Genomic DNA, 24,836 nt, shown 5'->3' on the forward strand with positions numbered 1-24,836 from the left:
GTCCCGCCCCCATCCCGACGCGGCCCACCACGCGAGCATCCCGGCGCCGAACGTGTCGCCCGCTCCGATCGTGTCGACGACCGAGCCACGGATGGACGGGACCGCGATCTCGGCACGGTCGTCACCGGCGAGAACCGTCGTGGCCGACGAACCGGCCGTCAACACGACCGCACGGGCACCGACGTCGAGCAGGCGACGAGCGGCGGCGAGCGGACCGACACCGGGAAACAGGTACTCGAGGTCCTCGTCGGAGACCTTCACGATGTCGGCGCGGCCGATCACGGCCACCACCCGATCGACGTACGCGCTCCGGTCCTCGATCACGGCCGGTCGGCAGTTGACATCGATCATCACCACGACGTCACCGGCGAGTGATCCGATCGCATCGACCACGGCGGTCGCCAACGGTTCGAGCACGAATCCGAGTCCACCGGTGAAGAAGATCCCGACCCCGGTGTCGACGCTGGGGACGGGAATCGTGCCGACCTCGACGGTTCCCGCCGACGTCTGCTCGAGGTAGAAGCGATAGGTCGCTGACCCGTCCTCGCCGATCTCCGCTGCCGCGAGTGTCGTCGGTCGGTCGGTTCGTGTGGCGTGTCCGATGCCGACGCCGTCGTCGGTCAGGCGAGCAGCGAGCAGCGAGCCGAACCGGTCGTGGGAGATCCCTCCGACGAACTCGACGTGAGCACCGAGGCGCGCGGTCGCACGGGCGGTGTTGAACGGCGCGCCGCCGAGCACCGCGTCGACGGCACCATCGGTTCCCACCACGAGGTCGACCAGGGCTTCTCCGACGACGACGATCACCCGATGATTCGTACCACGCGCGCGTCAGCAATCCGTCGGTATCGGGTTCCGCCCGACGACTCAGCCGAACGACTGTGCCGCGTCACACGGCGGCGGTGCGGGTCCGCACAGATATCCTGACCTGCTCGAACGAGACGCGGAGGACGCGATGGACACCACCGAACTCAACACCGGCCAACCCAAGAAGATCGGCGGATTCGCGACGCGGATCGGTCTGCTGATCGGGACCAACCTGGCGGTGATCGCGCTGTTCACGTTCGTCGCCTCGATCTTCGGGGTCGACCCACAGGGCATCGTCGGGCTCACGATCTTCGCGGCGCTGTTCGGGTTCGGCGGTTCGTTCGTCTCGCTGGCGATGTCGAAGAAGATCGCGATCCGCTCGACTGGTGCCGTCGTCATCCAGACACCGACGAACGACACCGAGCGTTGGCTCGTCGACGTGGTGACGCGGCTGTCGCGCGATGCCGGAATCGAGACCCCGGACATCGCCGTGTTCGACCATCCGGTCCCCAACGCATTCGCGACCGGCGCGAAGCGCAACGACGCTCTCGTCGCCGTCAGCGTCGGACTGCTCCAACAGATGAAGCCGGCCGAGGTCGAAGCGGTGCTCGGGCACGAGATCGCCCACGTCGCGAACGGCGACATGGTGACGCTGACGCTGATCCAGGGCGTGGTGAACACGTTCGTGATCCTCATCTCGCGGATCCTCGCCAACGTGGTCATGAGCGCACTCGGCCGTGATCGCGGTGGGATGGGCATCTACTTCATCGTCGTGATGTTCCTGCAGGTCATCCTCGGATTCTTCGCCACGATGATCGTGATGTGGTTCAGCCGCCATCGCGAGTTCCGCGCCGACAGCGGGTCCGCTCAACTCACGAGCAGCACGCAGATGGTGTCAGCTCTCCAGGCGCTCCAACGCCAACACGCCGAGGACACACTTCCGGACGAGGTCGCCGCGTTCGGTATCCGCCCGAGCAAGGCGAAGGGTGTGCGCAAGCTGTTCTCGTCACATCCCCCGCTCGAAGTCCGCATCGCAGCCCTCCAGAACTGATCGGACAACTGGTGCCTGACACCAGTTGTCGGGTCAGGGGGCGACGAGGGCGGCGCCGACGATCCCGGCGTTGTTCGCCATCGAGGCGACCTGGATCTCGGTGTCGATCGAGATGTGGTCCAGCCACTTGTGCGGGTGTTTGCTCACGCCGCCACCGACCACGAACAGATCGGGACTGAACAGGGCCTCGACGTGGCGGAGGTAGTGCTCGACCTTCTTCGACCAGTGCGACCACGACCAGTCGTGGCGCTTGCGCGCGCTCGCAGCCGCTCGACTCTCCGCGTCGTGGCCGTCGAGTTCGAGGTGGCCCAGTTCGGTGTTCGGAACGAGCACGCCGTCGATGAACAGCCCCGACCCGATGCCGGTCCCGAACGTCAACATCATCACGACGCCCGTGCGACCGGCGGCCGCGCCGAAGCGCACCTCGGCCAACCCGGCAGCGTCGGCATCGTTGATCATCCGCACACCCGAGCCGAGGGCGTCGGTGAACAGCTTGTCGGCATCGACGTCGATCCAGGACGTGTCGATGTTTGCCGCCGACTCCACGACACCGTTTCGGACCACCGCGGGAAATGCGCAGCCGACGCCGCCGTCCCAGCCGTGATGCCGGACCAGCTCGACGACGACCTCGGCCATCGCCTCGGGCGTGGCCGGTTGCGGGGTGGCGATCCGGAACCGGTCACTGAGCAGCTCGCCGGTGGACAGGTCGACCACAGCCGCCTTCATCCCGCTGCCGCCGATGTCGATGCCGAACGCCTGGCCGGCACGGTCGTTGGTCGATGTCGTCACGCTGGACAACGTAGCGTCCGCCGACCGTCCGTGGAACGACCGGCTACACGGCCAACTTGCGCGCCTCGGACCACGACATCCCGCGTTCGACGTTCGGCTCCCGGGGCAGGCCGAGGACGTGCTCGGCCACGATGTTGCGCTGCACCGCGAACGTACCACCGCCGAGCGTGAGCGCCGGGGAGAAGAGGTAGCCGTAGTGCCAGATCGGGTCGACCTCGGGCACCTCGTCGGAGGTGAAGTTGTTCTCGGTCGGCGTGCCCTTCGCCTCGGGCGGCACGCGGCCGACCGGCCCGGAGCCGTCGAGCATGCCGTCGGCACCGGCCAGATCCTTCGCGAGTGCGAGCACGTGCTGACCGTGGTCGTCGGCCATGATCTTCTGGATCGAGGCTTCCGGCCCCGGGGTCTTGCCCTGCAAGGTCGCGCTCAGGCTGCGGAACCGGTTCAGACGCAGCAGTTCGGCTTCGATGTGGACGTCGACGGCGCGCTGTCGCAGCACCGGGTCGGCGAGTCCACCGTTCTCACGGATCAGGTTCATCAGCAACTCGGCCGACGGGCCGACGCCCCACATCGACCCGGCCGCCGACAGCGACACCCGCTCGTTGGACAGCGTCACCTTCGCGAGTCGCCATCCGTCACCTTCGGCCCCGACGCGGTTCTCGACCGGGATCCGCACGTTGTCGAAGAACACCTGATTGAACGAGTGCGCCGTCGTCATGTCGACGATCGGCGACATCGAGAGGCCCTCCGCATCCATCGGCATGATGAAGTACGAGATGCCCTTGTGCTTGGGCTGGTCCGGATCGGTCCGCGCGATGAGGATGCCGAACTGGGAGTGGTGTGCGCCACTCGACCAGATCTTCGAACCGTTGATCACATACTCGTCACCGTCACGCTCGGCACGAGTCGCGAGGTTCGCCAGATCCGAGCCCGCCTCGGTCTCGGAGAACAACTGCGACCAGAACTCCTCCCCCGAGAAGATCTTCGGCAGGTAGCGCTCGTGCTGTTCGGGTGTGCCGGCGAGAAGGATCGTCGGCGCGGCCCAGCCGATCCCGATCGCGTTGTTCGGACGACGGACACCGGCGCGGCGCAATTCGTCGTCGATCACCAACTGATCGATCGGATCGGCGTCGAGTCCCCAGGGAGCGGGCCAGTGGGGTACCACGTAACCGGCCTCGGCGAGGTCCGCTCCGGTCGGCTCCGGATTGGCCTGGAGCCACTCGCGGACACGCAGACGTGTCGGATGATCGTCTGGCGGCAGATCGAAGTCCATCGAGACCGATTCTGGTCGCTCACAGTCCGTCGGAGAGCATCGGCGCCGATGGGCGGGCGCGACTACGTTGAGAGGTGGCGCTCAACGTGGATCGCCGGGAACGGAGAACGATGGTGGCCGAACAGGACCACACGACGACGCTCGATGTGCTCGGGGCACTCGCCTCCGAGCGCCACCCCGACGATCCCCTCCTCGAGGATTTTCTCCGCGACTACTACCGCCAGGTCCCCGACACCGACGCCGGCGACCGCCGCATCGACGACATCTATGCTGCGGGACTCGCGCACTTCCGTCTCGGTCGGGTGCGCAGGGCCTCCGACGTCCTGGTCGAGGTTCTGTCCCCCGACTTCGAGCGCGACGGCTGGCAGACCGATCGGTCGATCCTGCTGTTCATCACGTCCGACATCCCCTTCCTGGTGGACACGGTGCGGATCGTGCTCGAACGTTTCGAGTTGGGAATCCACCTCCTCGTCCACCCGATGCTCGCCGTGGATCGCGACGAGGATGGTGCGCTGACGTCGGTTGCAGCGAGCGCCGGCAGCGGCGATGACACCGTCCCGGTCCGTCTCTCGGGCGACCACGCCGCCGACGATGTCGAGGCGTGGACCCAGATCGAGTTCGACCGGTGCCCGCCGGGCATGCGTTCGACGGTGGAGGAAGCGGTCAGGTCGGCGATCGGTGACCTGCAGCAGGTCGTCGCCGATTTCGTGCCGATGCGCGACCGCCTGGCCGAACTGTCGCAGGGCGATGCACTGACCGAGTGGCTCGCCGATCCCCACTTCGTCTTCCTCGGAGCGGCCTGCTACCGACGGATCGGCGACGACCTCGAACTCGAGCCCGACTCCGTTCTCGGGACGTATCGCGACGCCGGCCGCCTCGATCCGCTCACGATCGATCCACCGAGCCGCGCAGGTGACCAGCGGTTCGTGATCTCCCGGACCGAGGCCGTCTCGGTCATCCACCGACCGGTCCGGATGACGTCGATCGCGATCCGTCCCGAGGGAACCGACCTCGAGTATCGCTTCGTCGGACTGCTCGGGAGCGGCGCCTACCGCGACAGCGTCTTCGCGATTCCGTGCGTCGCGGAACGCGCCAAGGAGGTGTTGCAGTTGGCGGGCGTCTCGGCGCGCAGCTACCTGGGCCGAGCGGTCAAGAACACGCTCGAGACGCTGCCCCGCGACCTGATGTTCGAGTTGGACAGCCACGAACTCGCCGAACTCGTCATCGGGATCGTCGGAATCCAGGAACGACGCATCGTGCGGGTCTTCGATGTCGCCGAGCCCGTCGGCCCGTACACCACCGTGCTCGTCCACGTCCCGCGGACCCGATTCAACGCCCGCCTCCCCGACACCGTCGCACGGATCGTCGAGGAGAACTACGGCGGCGCCGTTCGAGACGTCGAGACCACGCTCAACTCGAGTTCGCTCGCACGCGTCTCGGCATCGGTGCGCGCGTCCAACCGATCGGTCGACCTCGAGCGTCTGGCCGACCTCTTGGACACCGCGACGCGGAGCTGGGACGAGCGCGCCGAGATCGCGCTCGTCGACAGCTTCGGCGAGCTCGAGGGTCGCCGGATCTTCGCCACGGTGAAGGATGCGGTGCCATCCGACTATCGAGCTCGGACCCGACCCGAACTCGCCGTCAAGGACCTCGCCCACGTCGCCGAACACCTCGCGATCCCACCCGGTTCGGTCCTGGTCACCACGACGTTCGGGCGCACACTCGATGCACCCGACGGCGTGGTCCGGTTCCGCGTGTTCCTGAGCGGACGCAGTGCGACGATGGCCGAACTGGTCCCGATTCTGGATCACCTCGGCATGCACGCGCTGGAGGAACGACCGTCGGAGTTCCGTGGTCCGAACGGCACCACCTACTTCTACGACATCGACGTCCGCCTCGACGTCGGTCGCATCGACGACGCCCAGGCCGAGGAGGTCCAGCGCACCTTCGCCGGTCTCGCCGACGGAACGATCGAGTCCGACGGCCTCAACCGTCTCGTGCTCACCGCCCGACTGTCGATCCGCGAGGTCGCCGTCCTCCGCCTGTACCACCGCTACCTCCGGCAGGGCGGGTTCCCGTTCAGCCGCTCGTACATCGAGCGCACGTTGACGTCGCAGCCCGACATCGCGGCGTTGCTCGTGCAGCTCTTCGCTGCGAAGTTCGACCCGACCATTGCGACGTCCGTCGCGGATCGGCGACGTCGGGTCGAGGAGATCTCCGAACGCGTCGCGCACGCGCTCGATGCGGTTCCCTCGCTCGATGACGACCGGATCTGTCGGGCGTTCCTCACCCTGCTCGACGCAACGGTCCGGACGAACGCGTTCTGCGAGACCGACGAGATCGCCGTCAAGTTGACGCCCGCCACGATCTCCTTCCTCCCCGAACCGCGCCCGGCGACCGAGATCTTCGTGTCGTCGCCGTGGGTCGAGGGGGTTCACCTGCGCGCCGGACCGATCGCCCGTGGAGGCCTCCGCTGGAGTGACCGGCCCGAGGACTTTCGGACCGAGGTGCTCGGCCTCGTCAAGGCGCAGATGGTGAAGAACGCCGTGATCGTGCCGGTCGGGGCCAAGGGCGGTTTCGTCGTCCGGCGTTCGCGCGCCGAACCGAGCGATCGCGACGCCGTGCGCAACGAGGCCATCGATCGCTATCGACGCTTCATCGTTGCCCTGCTCTCGATCACGGACAATGTCGTCGACGGGGAGATCGTGCACCCGGAGGGTTGCGTCGTCCACGACGGGCCCGACCCGTACCTCGTGGTGGCGGCCGACAAGGGCACGGCGACATTCAGTGACATCGCCAACGCGATCGCGGTCGAACGCGGCTTCTGGCTCGGTGACGCGTTCGCGTCGGGTGGAAGCAACGGCTACGACCACAAGGCGATGGGGATCACGGCGCGCGGCGCATGGGAGAGCGTGCGCCGTCACGCCCGGGTCATGGGTCGAAACATCAAGACCGACGAGTTCACCGTCGTCGGCATCGGCGACATGTCGGGGGACGTGTTCGGCAACGGGATGCTGCTCTCACGGCACCTACGGATCGTCGCCGCGTTCGATCATCGGCACATCTTCCTCGATCCCGATCCGGACCCCGCGGTGTCGTTCGCCGAGCGTTCCCGTCTCTTCGAGCTGCCGCGTTCGAGTTGGGCCGACTACGACCTCTCGCTCATCTCGGAGGGCGGCGGCGTCTACCCGCGCACGCTCAAGACGCTCGAGGTGAATCCCCTCGTCCGCGCCAGCCTCGGGATCGACGACACGATCACCCACCTCCGGCCGGACGAGCTCATCTCCGCGATCCTCCGAGCCCCCGTCGACCTGTTGTGGAACGGTGGGATCGGGACGTACGTGAAGGCGCGTTCCGAGCACCACGACGACGTCGGCGACCGCAGCAACGACTCGGTGCGCGTCGACGGCGCCGACCTGCGATGCAAGATCGTCGGCGAGGGCGGAAACCTCGGCCTCACACAACTCGGCCGCGTGGAGTTCGCAGCGGCCGGTGGCCTGATCCTGACCGACGCGATCGACAACTCGGCGGGTGTCGACTGCAGCGATCACGAGGTCAACATCAAGATCGCCCTCGATCAACTCGTCCATTCGGGCGATCTGACGGTCAAGCAGCGCAACGAACTGCTCGCCGAGATGACCGACGACGTGGCCGAACTCGTCCTCGACGACAACCGGACCCAGACGCTCGCACTCCGCATCGCTCGCCGACAGGCGCTGCCGATGGTCAACGTGCATGCGCGCTACATCGACGTGCTGGAGTCCGAGGGGTTGATCAATCGGACACTCGAGTTCCTCCCGAGTGACAAGGTGCTCGCCGAGCGGCAGTCGAACGGACAGGGGATGTTCACACCCGAGTTCGCGGTGCTGATCGCATACACGAAACACGTCGACGTGCAGGAGATCCTCGACTCCGACCTGCCCGATGACCCAGCGCTCGACGACGACCTGCTCGCCTACTTCCCCGCTGCCCTCCGCAACCGGTATCCGGAACAGCTGCGGGCGCATCGCCTCCGGCGCGAGATCATCGCGACCTCGATCGTGAACAGCATGGTCAACCTGTCGGGCATCTCGTTCGACCACCGCATGACCGAGGGAACCGGGGCGACGGTGACCGACGTCGCTCGTGCGTACGTCGTGTCGCGCGAGGTCACCGGGTTCGCGAAGTGGTGGGGTGAGATCGACCTTCTGGTCGGCATCGACGCCGACGCACAGGTCGATCTGTTCCTCGAAGCACGACGGATGGCCGAGCGGAGCGCGACCTGGCTGCTCCGGAACCGACGCCCACCACTCGACATCTCGGCCACGATCGAAGCGTTCCGAGACGGCATCGACGCCTTGTCGACCTCGCTCATCCACGTGACCGCGGGCCGGGTCAAGGACGACATCGACGAGCTGCGACAACGGCGCCTCGATCAGGGCGTCCCGGCCGAGCTGGCCGAACGGTCGTCACAGTGGCCGTGGCTGCACACCGGGTTCGACATCATCGAGATCGCTCGACCGCGCGGCTGCAGCGTCGAGCAGGCGGCCTGTACCTATTGGTCGGTGTTCGACGCGTTCGACCTCGGCTGGCTGTGGGACGGGATCGGTGCACTCCCCCGCTCCGACCGCTGGCAGACGCAGGGACGCGCGGCACTGCGCGATGACCTCCTGGCTCTGCTCGGGGTGCTGACCGGCCACGTGCTCGACACGGCGGACGGTGACCCGCACGCGTGGATCGCGGCGAACGACCGTCCCGCGCAGCGCGCCATGTCGATGCACACCGAGATCCGTCGAGCCGACAGCTTCAACATGACCACACTGTCGGTTGCCCTGCGTCAGCTGCGCAACCTGACCCTCACCGCCGTCGGCTCCGACACATGACCGCTCCGCCCATCCGGGTGTGATTCGGTCGGTCGGGTGGGCCGATGCGAGGCTGATCGCGTGAGCTCTGACCCCCGTGACGCGCCACTCGAGAACAGGGCCCGTCACCGCACGGACGTGCTCGTCGTCGGTGCCGGGTTCGGTGGGATGTACGCCGTGCACCAGTTGCGCAGCGCGGGCTTCGACGTGCGCGCGATCGAGGCCGGAAGTGGCGTCGGTGGGACCTGGTACTGGAACCGCTACCCGGGGGCCCGGTGCGACGTCGAGAGCCTCGAGTACTCGTACTCGTTCGATCCCGACCTGCAGCAGGAATGGAGCTGGAGCGAGCGCTACGCACCTCAACCGGAGCTGCTCCGCTACGCCGAGCACGTCGCGGATCGCTTCGACCTCCGCGAGCGCATCGAGTTCGACACGCGCGTGACGCGTGCGGTGTATGACGATGCTCGTGGACGCTGGACGGTGACGACGAAGCCGGTCGTCGGTCGGACGGTCGGCGGCGATGACCTCGGCGCGTCGGCGTACGTCTACGACGCGCAGTTCGTCGTCATGGCGACGGGCGTCCTCTCGAGCACGAACATCCCCGACTTCGACGGGATCGACGACTTCCGGACCGCAGGGGGCAGCGTCGTCCACACCGGGCGCTGGCCGGCAGACGGCCTCGACGTGTCGGGGCGCCGCGTGGCGGTGATCGGAACCGGATCGTCGGGTGTCCAGGCGATCCCACTGCTCGCGCAGGATGCCGATCACCTGACCGTTTTCCAGCGCACCCCCACGTATGCGACCCCGGCCTACAACGCCCCACTCGACCCCGATGTCGAAGCGGAGGTCAAAGCCGACTACGCCGGATTCCGCGCCACGTTGAGCCGACGCGCAACAGCGTTTGGCGCGAGCTACCCGCGCCCGGCCGGGAACGCACTCGATCACGCTCCCGACGAGCGGACCCGCATCCTCGACGACCGGTGGCGCCTGGGCGGCTTCGCACTGTCGAGCGCGTTCACCGACACCCTGCTCGACCCCGAGGCGAACGAGGTCGTCGCCGAGTTCGTCCGCGACAAGATCCGCTCCGTCGTCACCGATCCGGCGACCGCCGCGCTCCTGTGCCCCGATCAGACCTTCGGCTGCAAGCGCCCGTGCGTCGACACCGGGTTCTACGAGACGTTCAACCGGCCCGACGTCACGCTCGTCAGCGTGCGTGACAATCCGATCGAGCGACTCACCGACACGGGCATCGAGCTCGCCGACGGATCGTCGTTCGAGTTCGACACGATCGTGTTCGCCACCGGTTACGACGCGATGACGGGCAGTCTGCTGCGCATCGACATCCGCGGACGTGACGGGTTGCCGCTCGGCGATGCGTGGGCGGCGGGACCGCGCACGATGCTCGGGCTCGGCATCCCGGGCTTCCCGAATCTGTTCACGGTCACCGGACCGGGGAGTCCGTCCGTGCTGGCGAACATGATCACCGCCGTCGAGCAGCACGTCGACTGGATCTCGGCGTGCCTCGTCTGGCTCCGCGAGAACGACCGATCGACGATCGAGGCCGACGAAACCGCGGCCGATCGATGGGTCGACCACGTCAACCAACTCGTCGACGGCACGCTGTATCCGACCTGCAACTCGTGGTATCTCGGGGCGAACGTCCCCGGCAAGCCGCGGGTGTTCATGCCGGCACTCGGGTGGCCGCGCTACGTGGATGCCTGCGACGCGGTCGCCGCGGCCGATTACGCCGGCTTCCACACCGCCTGATTCACGACTCGCCGACGCGCAGCGCAGGTCAGTTGCCGACGTACTTGTAGCCGAAGCGGCCCTTGATGCACAGGTTCCCGTGGGTGACGGAGTGATCGACCGGTGAGGTGACCTTCACGATCTCGTTGTCCTGGACGTGCAGCTCCAGATTGCACCCGACACCACAGTACGAGCAGACGGTCGTCGTCACGGTCTGATCCTCTTCGCGCCAGTTTCCGGCCGAGCGCAGATCAAACTCCGAGGTGAACTGCAGCGCGTTCGTCGGGCACACCGCCACGCAATTTCCGCAGTAGACACAGGCCGAGTCGGGCAGCGTGACGTCGAACTCGGTGGAGATGCGGTTGTCGAATCCGCGGCCGGCCACGGCGATCGCGAACGTGTGCTGAGCGTCGTCCCCGCACGCCTCGACGCACTTGTAGCAGAGCACACACTTGTCGTAATCGCGGATGTAGAGCTCATCCTGGATCCGGATCGGCTCGTCGATCACGGCGCGACTATTGACGTAGCGTGACACATCGGCCTCGTATCGAGCGGAGTACTCGTTGATCTCGGGCGCTTGGCTCAGGTCGACCCCCGACCCGAGGAACTCCAGCACCATCTTGCGGCTGTGGCGAACGCGTTCGGAGTCGGTCTGGATCACCATCGACTCCTCCGCCACACGTGAACACGACGGGACCAGAGTTCGGCTTCCCTCGACCTCGACGACGCACACCCGGCACACGTTGACCGGTGTGAGATTCTCGGCGTAGCAGATCGTCGGCGTGTCGACACCGTGCGCGTTGCAGGCGTCGAGGATCGTGGCACCCGCGGGCACCGAGACGTCGTCGCCGTCGATCCGCACCGTCACGCGGGTCGTGGTCGTTGCGTCCTGTGTCATGGGCGGGCTCCGATCAGACCGAGACGAATCGCCGACTGGACCGCCCCGGCAGCCGTGTGGCCGAGACCACAGATCGAGGCGTCGGCCATCGCCCGCGCCATGTCGTCGATGAGCGCGTTGCGGTCGTCGGTCAGCGAGCCCCGTTCGCTCATCTCGACGAGCACCTCGTGCTGGCGAACGACACCGACCCGGCACGGGACGCACTGTCCACACGACTCGTTCCGGAAGAACTCGGCGACCCGCAGCACCAGCGCGGTGAAGTCGACCGAGTCGTCGAACAGTGTGACCACCCCGGATCCCAGCGTGACCCCGGCGTGACGGGTCGCCTCGAGCGAGAGTTGGAGATCCAGCTGATCGGGGCCGACGAAGAAGCCGGCCGCACCGCCGAGCAGGATGGCCCGGGTGGTGCCCGTCGCTCCCCCGGCGAGGGCGATGAGCTCACCGAGTGGGAGTCCGAACGGCACCTCGTAGACACCGGGGACCGCCACGTGTCCGGACACGCAGAAGAGCCGATGGCCGTTCGAGCTGTCCGACCCACGCGATCGGTAGTGCTCGGCTCCGGACTCCAAGATGTCGAGCACGTTGAGCAGCGTCTCGGGATTGTTGACCACGGTCGGCTCGCCGAACAGACCGTGGGTCGTGGGGAACGGCGGTTTGTTCCGTGGCTCGCCACGGAAACCCGCGATCGACTCCATCAGGGCGGTCTCCTCGCCGCAGATGTACGCGCCGGCACCGCGGCGGATCTCGATGTCGAACGGTTTCCCCGACCCCATCACGTTGGTGCCCAGCAGGCCTTCCGCGCGTGCCTGCTCGATCGCGCTCTCCAGACGAGCAGTTGCCAACGGATACTCGCCACGGATGTAGATCCAACCGTTGTCGGCACCCGTGGTGACACCGGCGATCGTCAACGACTCGACCACGGCGAACGGGTCGTTCTCCATCAGGATCCGGTCCTTGAACGTCCCGGGCTCGGACTCGTCGGCGTTCGCGATGACGTGCTTCGGCCGTCCGGTCTGCTCGGCCACAGCGCGCCACTTGACCGCCGTCGGGAATGCGGCACCACCGCGCCCGGTCAGCTCCGCGGTACCGATCTCGTCGAGCACCGCGTCGGGGCCGATCGCGACGGCGTAGCGGAGCATGTTGTAGCCACCGTTGTCGCGGTACGACTGGAGCGACGTCGGGTCGACGACTCCGATGCGGTGGAGCAACCGCAGATCGGGTGACCCGTGTTGGGGCAGGCGGTAGCTGCCGGGCTCCGCGACGACCGCCGCATCGGCGGGAACGTGATCTCGAACACCGCGACCCTGGACGAACTGGGCCGGGGCCCGCTCGCACTGTCCGAGACACGGCCCGCGATGAACCTGCCTGCCGTCGGCTTCGAGCCCGGCCGCGAACTCCTCCGCCCCGGCGATCTGACATGCGGTGTCGACACACACGTGATGGACCGAGTCGCGATGACCCGGATCGGTCGTCCGGAACAGCTCGTAGAAGGTCGCGACGCCGTAGGCCTCGGCCGGGGGGACCTGGAGCGCATCGCACAGATAGTTCATCCCGCCGGGGCTGATCCACCCGGCCTCGGCCTGCAGCGCGTGCAGCCCCGGGAGCAGGAGATGGCGGCGCTCGCGTCGACGCGCCGTTCCTCCGCGGACCGACCGGTCGGATTCGTGGACTACCGCGCGGCCGGACGGTTCGACGACCGCATCGACCGCCGCTCGTTCGTCGGCCGTCGACGTGTCGACATGGACCTTCAGATCAGCCATCGACGACCGCCGCCGCCGCGCCATCGGGTGTCTGCGACACGACGGCGGGGAGTTTGTCGATCCGGATGGCCGCGGCCTTGAACTCCGACGTTCCCGATCGCTTGTCCCACGCGTCGTTGGTCAATACGTTGACGTCGACCAACTCGGGGAAGTGATACGTCGTGAACGTGAGTCCGACCGGAATGTCGGGCTGGATCCGAACGGCCATCTCGACCGAACCTCGCGGCGACGAGACCGTGACGCGTTCACCGTCGTCGATCGACAGCGCGGCCGCATCATCCGGGTTGACGTCGAGTGCTTCGCCGTACCGGATCGGTGAGGTGAAACCGCCCGATTGGACGCCGGTGTTGTACGAGTCGAGCGACCGACCCGTGGTGAGTCGCAGTGGGAACTCGTCGGTCACCGACTCCTTGGGTCCCTCGTGTTCGACGACCGAGAACGGCGCCGGTTCACGACCGCCCAGATCGTCCTCCCACAACCACCCGTGGAGAAACGGAGAACCGGGGTGCTCGAGGGTCGGACACGGCCATTGCAGGCCGCCATCCTCGAGGCGCTCGTACGACATCCCGGCATGCAGCGGCGACAGCGAACGCAGCTCGTCCCAGAGCTCCTCCGGGCGACTCACACCGAGGTCGACACCGAGACGCTCGGCGAGCGCGATCATGATGTCGATGTCGTGGCGGGCCTCGCCAGGCGGCGTCACGGCTGCTCGCACCCGTTGCACGCGGCGTTCCGACGAGGTGACCGTGCCGTCGTGTTCGGCCCATGCAACCGACGCGGGAAACACGACATCGGCCATCTCGGCGGTCCGGGTCATGAAGATGTCCTGGACGACCAGGCAATCGAGAGCGCCGAGCAGCTCGCGGGCGTGCACGATGTCCGCCTCGGAGTCAGCCGGGTTCTCGCCGACCACGTACGCCGCGGTCATCTCGCCCCGCTCCATCGCTTCGAACATCAGCGTCAGGTGCAACCCCGGAGTGGGGTTGAGCGACGTCCCGTACACGGCCTCGAACTTGCCACGCGATGCATCGTTGTCGATGTTCTGGAATCCGGGCAGCTTGTCCGGGAGCGCACCCATGTCGCCCCCGCCCTGGACATTGTTCTGCCCGCGCAGCGGGACGAGGCCCGAACCCCAGCGTCCGACGTGACCGGTGAGCAGCGCCAGATTGCACAGAGCGAGCACGTTGTCGACCGCGTTGTGGTGCTCGGTGATGCCGAGCGTCCACAGGATCTGGCACTTCGCTCCGGACGCGTATGCGTGCGCGAGTTCACGGATCGATGCCGCCGGCACCCCGGTGATCTCAGCAGCCACATCGAGGGTGTACGGCTCGACGGCTGCTGCGAACTCGTCGAATCCGGACGTCGAGTGGGCGATGAAGTCGTGGTTGGCGAGTCCGGCATGGATGATCTCGCGAGCGATCGCGTTCGCCAGTGCGATGTCGGTGCCGACGTCGATCCCGAGCCACAGATCGGCGAACTTCGACGACGAGGTACGCCGCGGATCGACGCAGTACATGGCCGCGCCGTTGTCGAGACCCTGCATCAGGTGGTGGAAGAAGATCGGATGCGCCTCACGCGCGTTCGAACCCCACAACACGATCACGTCCGCGTTCTCGATCTCCTCGTAGGACACCGTTCCGCCACCTGCTCCGAAGACTGTCGCCAGACCGACGACCGAGGGAGCGTGTCAAGTTCGATTGCAGGAATCGATGTTGTTCGATCCCATCACCGCCCGGGCGAACTTCTGGCCGAGGTAGTTCACCTCGTTCGTCGCCTTCGAGCACGAGAACATCCCGAACGCGTTCGGCTCGGAGCCATCGGCGATCTTCGAGCGGGCGCTCGACAACCCGGCTGCCGCACGGTCGAGCGCCTCGTCCCACGAGGCCTGCCGCAAGGGTTCGCCGCGAGCGTCGCGCACCATCGGCGTGGTCAACCGTTCGAGCCGGGGTGCCGACATCCGTTCGTGCTGGAACCGTGCCGAGCGCTTTCCCATGGACCTCAAGCTAATCGGTCGCGCCATGGCGACCGCGTCCAGCGCCATCGGTTCGCCGGCACGTCCTCCCGACGTCCCGACCGCCCGGACTCGCCCGCCGCGTGAGCGGTTTGTGGAGCAAGAGCCCGAATCTCCGCCCAACTGCTCGCTAGGCTTCGATCCCATGCGCGACCAGTGGGAAGGCCAACGTGACGAGATGGCTCCGCGGGCGCACCACAAGTACTCGAAGTCGGTCGAACAGCGGCGCCGCGAGGTCTTCCTCGGGATCGCCGTGGTCGGGGTGCTGGGCGTGGGCGCCCTCGCCGGCTTCGCCACCGCCGGCGGCGATGACGCCGATTCGACATCGATCGTCAGCGCCGACGAAACCGATGCGCCCGACGATGCCCTGGCCGACATCGACCAGGCGATCGCTGCCACCGAGCAGGCCGAAGCTGCGGTTGACGGGGACGAACCCTTCGTCGAGATGGTCGACGTCGAACTCGCCGGACTCGCCGACCCCGATCCGGCCACCCTCGAGGAGACCAACGAGCAGGCGCGAGCCGACGGTGGCTGCACCATCGAGGCGCTCTCGTTGCGACTCGGAGCGACCGGTGATGGCGTCACCTGCCTCCAGAACGCGCTGATCGATGCTGGCGAACTCGCCGGAACGGCCACCGGCGAATTCGACCAGGCGACCTACGACGCCGTCAGCAAGTTCCAGAGTGACGAGGACTTCTACGTCGACGGCATCGTCGGCCGCGAGACGGCACTCGGCCTCGCGATCTGGCCCGACGAGGAATCGCTGGTCACCCGCACGCCCAAGCCGGCACCCGGAGCCGTCGATCTGTGGGGCGTCGAGCTCTCACCGGTGGGCTCCGCCGGCGACGACGCTCCCCCGCTGCCCGAGAACTCGGGCTCGGGATACCGCGTCGTGTACGACCGGGCCGGTCAGCGCGTGTGGGCCGTCGACGAGAACGAGCGGATCATCCGTTCCTGGCTCGTCTCCGGCAGCACCTACGCCAACGAGATCCCCGGAACACACCAGGTGTACAGCCGCTCGGAGATGTCGACGGCATGGAACGGCAAGGCCTACCTGCCGAACATGATCCGGTGGCTCAAGACCGAACGCGGCGCGATCGGCTTCCACGGGATCCCCACCAAGGTCGCCACCGGTGAGGTGTACCAGACCGACGACGAGCTCGGCACCCGCCTCTCGGGCGGCTGTCAGCGTCAGAACAACCTCGACGCCTCGTTCCTCTGGGGTTTCGCCCCGGTCGGAACCACCGTCGTCGTCCTCTGATCGTCCGACGACCTCCGCGCACGGACGTCGTCGGCCCCGACCACCCGGTCACGACCGCCCCCGCCAGCGGGTCACCCCCGCTCCGGTCCGGTGAGAGTCCGGTCGACCCCGCCGTCTCACATCTCACCAGAGCGACGACCCGCCCGCGTGCGGTGAGAGTCCGGTCGACCTGTACGTCTCACATCTCACCGGACGGGTGTCCGGCGCTCCCGCGTTGGGTCAGATCTTCCAGCGCGATTCGGAGCCGGCGTGGCCGGTGCGCAACAGCCAGATCGTCGTCACGACGGCGGCGATGGCAGTGACAGCGCTCAACACGAGACCGATCCGATCCTGGCGCGTCGCGGCGCCGGCCGAGAGGGACCGGACTCGCTCGACACCGACGCGGTCCCACACCGCCAGGGCGAGGGTGAGCACGAACCAGATGATCGCGAGGGTGAAGGTGGACTCTGCAAGGTCCTCGTGCAGGTCGATGTCGCCGATCACGTTGTCCGCATCCTCGGCAGCCTCGCCGGACTCCTTGGCCACGAAGAGCATCCCGACGAAGACCAACACGATGGCCGGTGCAAACCATCCGACGCGTCGGCGCCAGTCGGCCCGCACGACGAAGACGATGGCGACGACGGTCGCGATCGGAATCAGCACGAGCGGCGCATGCACGGCGAGAGGGTGGGTCGGCACCCCGAGGAACTGGTCGAAGACGCCGGCGATCATCTGGCAGAACCTAGCGGTTGACGACGAGGCGGTCGATCATCATCACGACACCGAGATGTCGAGATTCTGGCCCCGCCCGGCGTGGCTGGACGTGCCGCCGCCGAGGTTGCACACGAGCACATAGTTGCCCGCCTCGAGTGTCACCGTGAGATCGGCCGACGTGCCACCAGCGATCCTCTCGGTTCGGTCGAGCAGTGCGCCGGCCGGAAGCTCGTCCTCGATGACGGCGCCGCCGGCTTCGAGCGGGAGCGATTCGTACCCGTCGCCTCGGATCACGACGAACTCGTGCGGAAAACTCCCGTTGTTCGTCGCTGTGAATGTGACCTCGCCGGCCACGTACTCCGTCGGGGCGTCGATCTCCCACTCGACCATCGACACTTCCGCGACACTCGCCGCCGCGTCTGCCCCACCGGCGGTGGAACCCGCCGCGGTGGTGACCGCTGCCGTCGTCTCGGTCGCGACCGTCGTCTCGGTCGGCGCGCTCGTGCTCGTCGTGTCGTCGACCGCGTCGTCCTCGACGAGGGTGAACTCCTCGGTCGGCTCCGTCTCGGCTTCGGTCGTCGCAACCGTCTCGACGGTCGTGTCACTCGCGGAATCCGATCCGCCACAGGCGGTCAGAACGAACGACACCGCGATGCCGATGGACAAGACACTGCGACGGTAGATCATGGTCGTGAACGGTAGCCGACGACCGATCATCTCTGCTGGGCATCGAGGTGAGTCGTGGCCGTGACGTCGAGCGAACGGAGGCGACGCACGTGGTGGGGAACCGAGATTCCCAACACCAGGCGATCAACACCGAGTTCGACTGCTGCGTCGGCGCGCGATGGGTCGCTCGCAACGTCGTCGAAACTGTCGAGCAGACTCACTTCGAAGCTGGGCGGGCGGAGTTCCACGATCCGCCGGACCAGGCCGTCCGATCGGTCGGACCTGCGAACGTTCACACCGTCGGCATGCGCCAGTGCGACCTCGATCGTCGGCCACGCCGACGCTCCGACGATGATCGGTGGGCACGGCGAGTCATCGACGATTCCGTCGAGACCGTCGAACCCGACGCCTGTCCGCGCGTCGAACGTCGTCTCGCCTGCCCAGATCGCGCGCAGCGCCTGGATCGACTCGGCCAGCATCGCCCGCCTCCCGTCAGCGTTACCCAGGTCGGTGCCGATCGCCTCGTGCTCGACGGCGAAGCGCGACCCCTCGACGGCCCCCGAACCGATTCCCAGCCGTACCCGTCCCGGCGCGAGCGACTGCAACGAGTTCACCGCCGACGCGACTTGTGCCGGGTGCCGGTTGTGCATGTTCGCGACGAGCACACCGAGTTCGAGATGTTCGGTCGCCCCCGCCATCGCTCCGAGGCAGACGAACGGGTCTCGCGACCAGCGGCGCCCGACGACGGCACCGCTGAAGTGGTCGGTCAGCCAGACCCCGTTGTACCCCGCTTCGCCGGCTGCAGCGGCGAGGGCGACCATCGAAGCGACATCGGCATCGAACGGGTGGATGGCGAGGTCGATCAGCACTTCGACGAGGCTACGCAACCTCGCCGGCGGGACCGGGCGCGCCTAGCCTCGCGACGTGCACGATTCCGACATCGAGCGGTACCTCGATCGCCTCGGACTCCAGCGGCGTTCGATCCGCCCCGACCTCGACGGCCTCGCCATCCTCCAGCGCGCCCATCTGACCAACGTCGCGTTCGAGAACCTCGACATCGTCTTCGCCGACGGCGTGCCCCACGACCGCGAGCAGGCGTTCGACAAGATCGTTCGCGATCGGCGCGGCGGATGGTGCTTCGAACTCAACGGCGTGTTCGCATTGCTCCTGGAGGCGCTGGGTTTCGAGGTCAAACTGCTCGGTGCGGCCGTACTGCTCGGCGGTCCGAGCACGGTGCTCGAACACCTCGCGCTCGAGGTGTCGACCGGTGAGTCCGATCTCGGACCACACTTCGTCGACGTCGGATTCGGTGACGGTCTCGTGCGGCCGATCAAGCTCAATCGCAGCGGACCGCAGGACGGCGGGAACGGGATGTACGAACTCCTCGGCAGCCCGCAGGGAACGACACTCGCACGGCTCGTCGACGACATTCCGGAGGCGCAGATGCGGTTCAAACGGGTCGCTCACCGCTTCGACGACTTCGCCCCGATCGCGGCATCGATGCAGGTGGACCCGAACAAGCACTGGTCGTCCAAGCCGTTCGCCACCCGACTGCTCGACACCCCCGAGGCGTTACGTAACGGGTCAGACCCGTTACGTAACGGGCGGGTGACGTTGACCACCGACCGGCTCGAGATCGTGGCCGACGGCGAGTCGACGACGCGTCCCGTCAGGCGCGACGAGTGGGACGGGGTGCTCGACGACTGGTTCGAGATGGAGCGGCCGGGGCCCTGGCCCGACTGATCGATCAGGCGTCGGCGGCGCGGCGCGGCTCGTGCGACACGTCGTGCGGTCCGAGGTCGCGCGTCCACGCCGCGATCTCGAGCGAGATGCCGTCCGGATCGCTGAAGTAGATCGACCGGACGAACACGCCGTCGTGCTGCTCACGCGACACGCCCCATTCGCTGTCGTCGTGATTCCAGACCTCGGTGCACTCGACGCCGGCTTCGCGCAGCGCCGCGACACAGGCGTCGATCTGATCGGCGGCGACGTTGAGCGCCAGATGGTTCATCGAGCCGTGGGCGCTCACGATGTCACCCTGATCGGGGCGGTGAGCCGGTTGCGACACGCCGGGCACGCTCTCGGGTGCATTCGGGAACCAGAAGAACGCCAGCGAGTCGCCGTGGCCACAGTCGAAGAAGAAGTGCTGGCCGCCGCCGGGCAGTTCGATCGTCTTCGTCAACGGCATCCCGAGCACTCCGCTGTAGAAGTCGACCGTCTCGGCCATGTCCCGGCTGACGAGCGCCAGATGGTTGATGCCGGTGAACTCGATCTTGCGCGTTGCTTCGGCGGTCGCCCCGCCTGTGGCCGTCGTCGGGGGGTTCGCCTGGGTGTCGCTCATGGCCGTACATTCTCCCACGGCCGGTACGGTCGAGACGTGCCAGGACCATCTGCCGCCGCGCCGCAGGCGCCCCGTTTCGAGCTTCCGAGCCACCAGGGACGCCCGTGGTCGCTCGACGATCACGTCGGTTCGAGGCACGAACGGCCGGTCGTGCTCGTGTTCCATCGGCACATCCATTGACTGCCCTGTGCCGAACACATCGCCGCCGTGAGCGAGCGACTCGACGAGACCGCAACCGTCGTGCTGGTCACGTTCACCACCGGCGATCGACTCGACGACTACCAGCAGCACCGATCGGTGTCGGTGCCGATCCTGATCGACGCCGACCGCGAGGTCTACCGTGCCTACGGATTGGGCCGCGGCAAGCTGCGCGACGTGTGGGGCTGGGCAACGCTGCGCCGCTACGCACAGATCCTCCGGACATCTGGTGTCAGGCACGGGTTGTCGGAGATGTCCGGCGGCACCGAGGACACGCGTCAGCTCGGCGGAGATTTCGTGATCGCTCCCGACGGAACGATCGCCTGGAGTCACCGGGGCAACGGGCCCGCCGATCGACCGAGCGTCGACGCGATCGTCGGCGCCGTGGAACGCGCGACGCCGTGATCCCGCCGATGTTCGCCGCCACGGATCGGAACTCCGCCATGATGAGTCGTCGATGATGTCGACCACTCCCCCGCTCGTTCGCCACCTGCCCGAGCGATCCGGTGACGGCACCGTCGACGACGACGCCGTGTTCGACGGGTTCACCGCGTACACCGAAGAACTCGGGATCGAGATGTACCCGGCGCAGGAAGAAGCGGTGTTCGAACTGCTGCTCGGCAATCACGTGATCGTCAATACGCCGACCGGCTCGGGCAAGTCGTTGGTTGCGACGGCCGCCCACTTCGCAGCGTTGGCGTCGGGTCGACGCAGCTACTACACGGCTCCGATCAAGGCGCTCGTCAGCGAGAAGTTCTTCGCCCTGTGCCGGGACTTCGGTTCGGACAACGTCGGCATGATCACCGGTGACGCAGCGGTCAACGCCGACGCTCCGATCATCTGCTGCACCGCGGAGATCCTGGCCAACCAGGCACTTCGCGACGGACGGCACACCGACGTCGACGTGGTCATCGTCGACGAATTCCACTACTACGGCGACCCCCAGCGCGGGTGGGCGTGGCAGCTCCCGCTCCTCGAACTCCCCGATGTCCAATTCATCCTGATGTCCGCGACGCTCGGCGATGTCGGTTTCTTCCAGCGCGACCTCGAATCGCGCGCCGATCGCAAGGTCTCGATCGTGAAGTCCGCACAGCGTCCCGTGCCGCTCCACTTCGAGTACCGCACCTCGACGTTGCACAACAGCGTCGAGCAGTTGCTCGAGTCCGGGCGGGCACCGATCTACATCGTCCACTTCACGCAGAAGGACGCGACCGATGCCGCGCAGGGCTACCTCGCCCTCGATCCGCTGACGAAGGCGGAGAAGACCGCCGTGCGCGACGCCATCGGCGCGTTCCGCTTCGACTCCCCAATCGGCAAGGACCTCAAGCGGTTCATCACCGCCGGCGTCGGCGTCCATCACGCTGGATTGCTCCCGAAGTATCGGCTGCTGGTCGAGAAGTTGGCGCAGGACGGGCTGCTGAAGATCATCTGCGGCACCGACACGCTCGGCGTCGGAGTGAACGTCCCGATCCGGTCGGTGTTGTTCACCCAGCTGTGCAAGTACGACGGGACGTCTGTGCGGATCCTGTCGAATCGTGAGTTCGCGCAGATCGCCGGGCGCGCCGGGCGCAAGGGATTCGATGATCGTGGGGACGTGTGGGTGCAGGCTCCGGAGCATGTCGTGGAGAACCTGCGCCTCGCCGAGAAGGCCGAGACGTCCGGGCGGAAGAAGATCGTCAAGAAGAAGGCTCCCGATCGCAACTATGCCGCCTGGGATCAGAACGTGTTCGACAAGCTGGTCGGCGGCCAACCCGAGGAACTGCGATCGCACTTCCACGTCAACCACCAGATGGTGATGTCGATGCTCGACCGTCCGGTGATCGAGGACGCGAACGGCCGGTCGGAGGACGGGTGTGCGGCGATCCGTCGTCTGCTGACCGACAACCACGAGACCCGCAAGCGCCAGCGCGGACACATCCGGCGCACGATCTCGATCTACCGCTCGCTCGTCGATGCCGGGATCCTCGAGTTCCTGGACGAACCCGACGAGCAGGGTCGGCGGGTCCGCGTCACGTTCGACCTCCAGGACGAGTTCGCCCTGCACCAGCCGCTCTCGCTGTGGGCGCTGCAGGCGATCGCCGAGTTGCGCGACGGAGTGGGCGCAGCGCTCCCCGTCGAGCTCGACGAGGAGTCGGACGCGGGCATCCCGGTCGGGCCACCGCCGCGATCGAACGAGGTCAGCGATGCGCTCAACGTGTTGACGATCATCGAAGCGGTGCAGGAGAACCCCGGCGTGGTCGTCGCGGCTCAGGTCGACGAGGCGAAGAACATCCTGATGGCCGACATGAAGTCATCGGGCGTGGAGTACGAGGAGCGGATGGAGCGACTCTCCCAGGTCGACGCTCCGAAGCCGAACAAGGACTGGATCTACTCGAGCTTCAACCGTTTCCGCGCGCACCATCCGTGGGTCGGTGGCGACACGGTGAAGCCGAAGTCGGTCGTGCGCGATCTCTACGAGCGTTCGATGACGTTCGGTGAGTACGTCTCGCACTACAAGCTCAAACGGTCCGAGGGTGTGGTGCTGCGCTACCTCTCCGACGTCTACAAGGGCCTCGTCCAGAACATCGCCGACGAGTACCGCACCGAGGAGATCGACGACCTCACGTCATGGCTCGGCGCCCTCGTCCGCCAGGTGGACTCGAGCCTGATCGACGAGTGGGAGCGTCTCATCGCCCCGTCCGATGACGACGGTGTCGCTGCGGTGCGTCCGTCGACACCGGCGACCGTGGTCGACGACGAGCGAGCGTTCCGGGTGATGGTCCGCAACCAATTGTTCGAGTGGGTCCAGCGCCTCGCCCGTCGCAACGGCTACGACGCGCTCGTCGTCGATCCCGTCGACCCGGACCGGTACTCGTCGACCGACGAGATCGCCGCCGTGATGGCTCCGTACTGGGAGCGCTACGACACGATCGACCTCGGACCGGATGCCCGCAGCCCCGACCGCTTCGTCTACGAGCCGCGCATCAACCGCGTGGCCCAGGTCCTGCTCGACCCGGACGGGACGAACGAGTGGAGGGTCGAAGCGATCGTCGACATCGATGCCTCGATCGAAGCCGGACGCGCCGTCCTGCGCCTCGTCGGCATCGTCGACAGTGCCGACTGACACCCGGACCGGAAACCATCCTCCACTCCCCCACCCCGCCACACCACCGTCGTTCGCGTGAGGTGTGTGCGCTCCTGGAACGCACACTCCTCACGCGAACGATCAGAGTCAGGTGTGGGGTTCGGTGGCGGTTTCGGAACTGGTGCGGTCGAGTGTGACCTGGCGGAAGAAGGCGACCACGGCACCCACCACCAGCGCGATCAGCACGAGCGTCTGGATCCACCCATCGAAGAGGCGGCCCGGATTCCACCAGAAGAGGAGGAGCAGCGCGAGGATGCTCGCGACGATCACCACTCCGGTCGAATCACCGACTCGACCGACGGAGCGACGAACGGCAACCGCCCAGCGGTACGGTCCGATGAGCCACGCAAAGAGGATGAACACGGTCCCGTACACGATGCCCGTCCACCCTGTTTCGCGCAGCATGGTGGTTGCGACGTCGCCGACCAGCTCACCGATCGTCTCTTTGCTCCGGTCGTTGACGACCTGCCCGACGCCGACCCGGATGCCGATCCCACGGAGCAGCAGCACGGTGACTCCCCCGGCCACCAACCCGATCCCGACCGACTGGATCGCCTGTCGGCGACGCCCGTGTGCGAGGAAGACGGCCAGCGCGTACAGCCCGACCACCACGATGAACAGGAACCACGACATGAAGTCGAGTACCTGCACCGCCAACTGGGCGTCGGCGAGTTGACGAGAATCGAAGATCTGGATCGTTCCGGCGTCATCCGGGAGTTGATCGAGCAGGTTCCCCGAGAGGCCGACGCGCTCACCGACACTCGCGACGAGCGGCTTCAGGTCGAGCGTCACGTTGCCGTTCGCGGTCGAGATTCCGTCCCGGGCCTCGTCGCGGAGGATGGCGACGAACGCCTCGTGCGCGGTCCGGTTCGCCGTCTCCCACAGAGCGGCGAACTGGTCGGACGCCACGATCTGATCGATCGTGCTCTCCGTCGGCCCGCGCAGCGCTCCGGCGAGCGGACCGGCGAGACCCGAGAGCTCGTCGGGAAGGATGTCGGTGAGCTCGGACTTGACGTCGACCCGTTCGAAGAGTTGATTCGTCAGGAATGTCGCCAACGCATCCTGGATCTCCGGCTCCGCCAGCAGCTGGTCGCTCGTCCTCACCCAGTCGTCGGTGTCGAGCATCTGCACGCGCACCCAGGTGGTGAACGTGGCGAGCACGGCGAGTACCGTCGCCACCACGACGAGGACGACGGGAACGCGGCTGCGCGGCGCAGACGCCTCGGCGGGGGCGTTCACGGGCGGTTCACCGGGATCGATGACGTCGGTCGGTTGGTCAGACATTGTGAGCTCTCTTGTTCCATGTTGTGATCGAGCGGACAGGGACCACTCCGCGTGCCGACGGCAGCGTCCCCATGTTGACCGTTGCGACGGCCGGCGTCA

Annotated in this window: 18 protein-coding genes; 7 read left to right on the forward strand and 11 right to left on the reverse strand. The window is 67.0% G+C overall.

All coding sequences use genetic code 11. The annotated features are described in order from the left end of the window. The coding region (locus WBV89_RS20800; protein WP_423983242.1) for a PfkB family carbohydrate kinase at positions 1-804 on the reverse strand (804 nt) is incomplete at its 3' end. A 148-nt stretch (positions 805-952) separates the two neighbouring features. Between WBV89_RS20800 and htpX the strand changes: the two genes are divergently transcribed. Then, on the forward strand, positions 953-1,855 hold the full coding sequence (gene htpX, locus WBV89_RS20805) for a protease HtpX (protein ID WP_423983244.1): 903 nt from the start codon (positions 953-955) through the stop codon (positions 1,853-1,855). Positions 1,856-1,888: 33 nt separating this feature from the next. On the opposite strand, the gene ppgK is transcribed toward htpX, so the two are convergent. Both ppgK and WBV89_RS20815 read right to left on the reverse strand, forming a co-directional pair. Then, complete coding sequence (ppgK, locus tag WBV89_RS20810; protein ID WP_423983245.1) at positions 1,889-2,644, reverse strand: polyphosphate--glucose phosphotransferase; 756 nt, start codon at positions 2,642-2,644, stop codon at positions 1,889-1,891. A gap of 43 nt (positions 2,645-2,687) precedes the next feature. Further along, the gene (locus WBV89_RS20815) at positions 2,688-3,914 is read right to left on the reverse strand and encodes an acyl-CoA dehydrogenase family protein (RefSeq protein WP_423983246.1); all 1,227 of its coding nucleotides are present in this window, start codon (positions 3,912-3,914) and stop codon (positions 2,688-2,690) included. 113 nt (positions 3,915-4,027) lie between these two features. On the opposite strand from WBV89_RS20815, the gene WBV89_RS20820 reads away from it, so the two are divergent. Together WBV89_RS20820 and WBV89_RS20825 are read left to right on the forward strand one after the other, a co-directional pair. Then, the gene (locus WBV89_RS20820) at positions 4,028-8,776 is read left to right on the forward strand and encodes an NAD-glutamate dehydrogenase (protein ID WP_423983247.1); all 4,749 of its coding nucleotides are present in this window, start codon (positions 4,028-4,030) and stop codon (positions 8,774-8,776) included. Positions 8,777-8,836: 60 nt separating this feature from the next. Then, complete coding sequence (locus WBV89_RS20825; protein ID WP_423983248.1) at positions 8,837-10,522, forward strand: flavin-containing monooxygenase; 1,686 nt, start codon at positions 8,837-8,839, stop codon at positions 10,520-10,522. Positions 10,523-10,550: 28 nt separating this feature from the next. Here the strand turns inward: WBV89_RS20825 and WBV89_RS20830 are convergent, their stop codons facing one another. From WBV89_RS20830 to WBV89_RS20840, 3 genes are read right to left on the reverse strand one after another with little or no spacing between them, the layout of a single operon-like run. Continuing rightward, positions 10,551-11,399, reverse strand: a complete 849-nt coding sequence (locus WBV89_RS20830; protein WP_423983249.1) for a 2Fe-2S iron-sulfur cluster-binding protein — start codon at positions 11,397-11,399, stop codon at positions 10,551-10,553. Continuing rightward, on the reverse strand, positions 11,396-13,159 hold the full coding sequence (locus WBV89_RS20835) for an NAD(P)H-dependent oxidoreductase subunit E (protein ID WP_423983250.1): 1,764 nt from the start codon (positions 13,157-13,159) through the stop codon (positions 11,396-11,398). Before WBV89_RS20835 ends, WBV89_RS20830 begins: the two co-directional genes overlap by 4 nt. After that, the gene (locus tag WBV89_RS20840) at positions 13,152-15,152 is read right to left on the reverse strand and encodes a molybdopterin oxidoreductase family protein (RefSeq protein WP_423983251.1); all 2,001 of its coding nucleotides are present in this window, start codon (positions 15,150-15,152) and stop codon (positions 13,152-13,154) included. Before WBV89_RS20840 ends, WBV89_RS20835 begins: the two co-directional genes overlap by 8 nt. Before the next feature lie 163 nt (positions 15,153-15,315). Here WBV89_RS20840 and WBV89_RS20845 point away from each other — a divergent pair, with 163 nt between their 5' ends. Continuing rightward, the gene (locus tag WBV89_RS20845) at positions 15,316-16,431 is read left to right on the forward strand and encodes a L,D-transpeptidase family protein (RefSeq protein WP_423983252.1); all 1,116 of its coding nucleotides are present in this window, start codon (positions 15,316-15,318) and stop codon (positions 16,429-16,431) included. 219 nt (positions 16,432-16,650) lie between these two features. Here the strand turns inward: WBV89_RS20845 and WBV89_RS20850 are convergent, their stop codons facing one another. Genes WBV89_RS20850 through WBV89_RS20860 form a run of 3 tightly spaced genes read right to left on the reverse strand, consistent with a single transcriptional unit; the run spans position 16,651 to position 18,659 of the window. Next, positions 16,651-17,142 carry a DUF2231 domain-containing protein gene (locus WBV89_RS20850; RefSeq protein ID WP_423983253.1) on the reverse strand — a complete coding sequence of 164 codons (492 nt, stop codon included), beginning with the start codon at positions 17,140-17,142 and terminating at the stop codon, positions 16,651-16,653. A gap of 42 nt (positions 17,143-17,184) precedes the next feature. After that, positions 17,185-17,811 carry a hypothetical protein gene (locus WBV89_RS20855; RefSeq protein ID WP_423983254.1) on the reverse strand — a complete coding sequence of 209 codons (627 nt, stop codon included), beginning with the start codon at positions 17,809-17,811 and terminating at the stop codon, positions 17,185-17,187. 26 nt (positions 17,812-17,837) lie between these two features. Beyond that, entirely contained in the window at positions 17,838-18,659 is an 822-nt protein-coding gene (locus tag WBV89_RS20860) for an LLM class flavin-dependent oxidoreductase (RefSeq protein WP_423983255.1), read from the reverse strand. 55 nt (positions 18,660-18,714) lie between these two features. Here WBV89_RS20860 and WBV89_RS20865 point away from each other — a divergent pair, with 55 nt between their 5' ends. Further along, entirely contained in the window at positions 18,715-19,533 is an 819-nt protein-coding gene (locus tag WBV89_RS20865) for an arylamine N-acetyltransferase family protein (RefSeq protein ID WP_423983256.1), read from the forward strand. A 4-nt stretch (positions 19,534-19,537) separates the two neighbouring features. Here the strand turns inward: WBV89_RS20865 and WBV89_RS20870 are convergent, their stop codons facing one another. Further along, positions 19,538-20,017: a VOC family protein gene (locus tag WBV89_RS20870; protein WP_423983280.1), complete on the reverse strand. Its 480-nt coding sequence runs from the start codon at positions 20,015-20,017 to the stop codon at positions 19,538-19,540. A gap of 321 nt (positions 20,018-20,338) precedes the next feature. On the opposite strand from WBV89_RS20870, the gene WBV89_RS20875 reads away from it, so the two are divergent. Together WBV89_RS20875 and WBV89_RS20880 are read left to right on the forward strand one after the other, a co-directional pair. Further along, positions 20,339-20,734, forward strand: coding sequence for an AhpC/TSA family protein (locus tag WBV89_RS20875; protein WP_423983257.1), 396 nt, complete (start codon positions 20,339-20,341; stop codon positions 20,732-20,734). Positions 20,735-20,786: 52 nt separating this feature from the next. Next, positions 20,787-23,432 (forward strand): DEAD/DEAH box helicase, encoded by a 2,646-nt coding sequence (locus WBV89_RS20880; RefSeq protein WP_423983258.1) that lies wholly within the window; start codon positions 20,787-20,789, stop codon positions 23,430-23,432. A gap of 108 nt (positions 23,433-23,540) precedes the next feature. Here WBV89_RS20880 and WBV89_RS20885 read toward each other — a convergent pair whose 3' ends face one another. Next, positions 23,541-24,737, reverse strand: coding sequence for a hypothetical protein (locus WBV89_RS20885; protein ID WP_423983259.1), 1,197 nt, complete (start codon positions 24,735-24,737; stop codon positions 23,541-23,543). Between the last annotated feature and the right edge of the window lie 99 nt (positions 24,738-24,836).

The organism is Ilumatobacter sp. (assembly GCF_049588435.1).
GTDB lineage: Bacteria > Actinomycetota > Acidimicrobiia > Acidimicrobiales > Ilumatobacteraceae > Ilumatobacter_A.

Excerpts from the sequence above, each read along its gene's own strand:
- WBV89_RS20830 (WP_423983249.1), bottom strand. The coding sequence starts at position 11,399 with ATGACACAGGACGCAACGACCACGACCCGCGTGACGGTGCGGATCGAC.
- WBV89_RS20850 (WP_423983253.1), bottom strand. The coding sequence starts at position 17,142 with ATGATCGCCGGCGTCTTCGACCAGTTCCTCGGGGTGCCGACCCACCCT.
- WBV89_RS20885 (WP_423983259.1), bottom strand. The coding sequence starts at position 24,737 with ATGTCTGACCAACCGACCGACGTCATCGATCCCGGTGAACCGCCCGTG.
- WBV89_RS20855 (WP_423983254.1), bottom strand. The coding sequence starts at position 17,811 with ATGATCTACCGTCGCAGTGTCTTGTCCATCGGCATCGCGGTGTCGTTC.
- WBV89_RS20870 (WP_423983280.1), bottom strand. The coding sequence starts at position 20,017 with ATGGCCGAGACGGTCGACTTCTACAGCGGAGTGCTCGGGATGCCGTTG.
- WBV89_RS20880 (WP_423983258.1), top strand. The coding sequence starts at position 20,787 with ATGATGTCGACCACTCCCCCGCTCGTTCGCCACCTGCCCGAGCGATCC.
- WBV89_RS20835 (WP_423983250.1), bottom strand. The coding sequence starts at position 13,159 with ATGGCTGATCTGAAGGTCCATGTCGACACGTCGACGGCCGACGAACGA.
- htpX (WP_423983244.1), top strand. The coding sequence starts at position 953 with ATGGACACCACCGAACTCAACACCGGCCAACCCAAGAAGATCGGCGGA.
- WBV89_RS20815 (WP_423983246.1), bottom strand. The coding sequence starts at position 3,914 with ATGGACTTCGATCTGCCGCCAGACGATCATCCGACACGTCTGCGTGTC.
- WBV89_RS20845 (WP_423983252.1), top strand. The coding sequence starts at position 15,316 with ATGCGCGACCAGTGGGAAGGCCAACGTGACGAGATGGCTCCGCGGGCG.